A 1,463-nucleotide genomic window follows, 5' to 3' on the forward strand; every position below is an offset into this window, starting at 1 on the left:
CTCCGTAAGTTGTTGGGTGGCCCGGGAGGGCCGGATGTGGCTTATGGGGTCTTGCCTTCAGTGGCTTGCCAGGAGTGGCCGTCCGGCTCTCCGGGGCGCCCTGGCTGCTGATTGAGATGTGCGCGCTGTGTGCGGTCGCTGATTACGGAGATGACAGCGGGGTGTTCCTCGGGCCGACGGCAGTTCATGCGGAACGAGGAGGGGCGAGTGAGTAAGCGGCAGGCCCGAGCCTGGGCCGGCATCGACGCAGGCAAGGGCCACCACTGGGCGGCGGTGGTCGACGAGACCGGTGCCACGCTGTGGTCGAAGAAGATCGACAACGACGAGTCGGCGATCCTGACCGCGCTCGGCGAGATCCTGGACCTGGCGGACGAGGTCAGCTGGGCGGTGGATATCTCCGGGACGTCGTCCGCGTTGCTGCTTGCGCTGCTTGCGGCCCACGGCCAGCAGGCCGTCTACGTGCCAGGCCGCACGGTGAATCGCATGTCCGGCGCCTACCGGGGCGAGGCGAAGACGGATGCTCGTGACGCCTACGTCATCGCCGAGACCGTCCGCCACCGAGGCGACTTCGCCGCGATCGACGTACCGGCCCAGCTGGCCGCCGACCTTGCGTTGCTGACCGCCCACCGCTCCGACCTCGTGGCCGACCGGGTGCGGATGATCAACCGGCTCCGAGACGTGCTGACCGGTGTGTTCCCCGCGCTGGAGCGGGCTTTCGACTACTCGGCCCACAAGGGCGCGCTGGTCCTGCTGACCGGCTACCAGACCCCGGCCGCCATCCGCCGCCGCGGCCGGGCCCGGCTGACGGCCTGGCTGGCAGGCCGCAGTGTCCGAAATGCCGACGCGGTCGCCGTGACCGCCCTGGAGGCCGCGCAGGCCCAGCAGACCGCGCTGCCCGGGGAGGACGTCGCCGCGCGGATCGTCGCCGACCTCGCGGCACAGATCCTGGCCCTGGACGACCGGCTGAAGCGGATCGACAAGCAGGTCCGCGAGACGTTCCGCAGCCATCCGCAGGCAGAGATCATCGAGTCCTTGCCCGGCATGGGCCCGATACTCGGGGCTGAGTTCGTCGTCGCCGCCGGCGACCTGTCGGCTTACGCCGACGCCGGTCACCTGGCTTCGGCGGCCGGGCTGGTGCCGGTCCCGCGCGACTCTGGCCGCCGCACCGGGAACATGCACCGGCCCACGCGCTACAGCCGCCGCCTGCGACGGGTGTTCTACATGTCCGCGCAGACCAGCATCATCCGCGAGGGTCCGAACCGAGACTTCTACCTCAAGAAGCGCGGCGAGGGCTGCAAACACATCCAGGCGGTCATCGCGCTGGCCCGGCGACGGGCGAGCGTTCTGTGGGCACTGCTGCGTGACGGACGGGTCTTCACCTCCACCCCGCCGGTCACACAAGCGGCTTGACTTCGTCATTGAGACTCCTGTGACGGCGAACGGACGATCGGCAGTGCTCTCCT

At 69.7% G+C, this 1,463-nt stretch carries 1 protein-coding gene; it reads left to right on the forward strand.

All coding sequences use genetic code 11. The features are described from left to right. The first annotated feature begins 186 nt into the window (after positions 1–186). Complete coding sequence (locus ACTWQR_RS55660) at positions 187–1,410, forward strand: IS110 family transposase (RefSeq protein WP_443235003.1); 1,224 nt, start codon at positions 187–189, stop codon at positions 1,408–1,410. Positions 1,411–1,463: the final 53 nt, after the last annotated feature.

This window comes from Streptomyces sp. 2A115 (assembly GCF_052245575.1).
Lineage (GTDB): Bacteria > Actinomycetota > Actinomycetes > Streptomycetales > Streptomycetaceae > Streptomyces.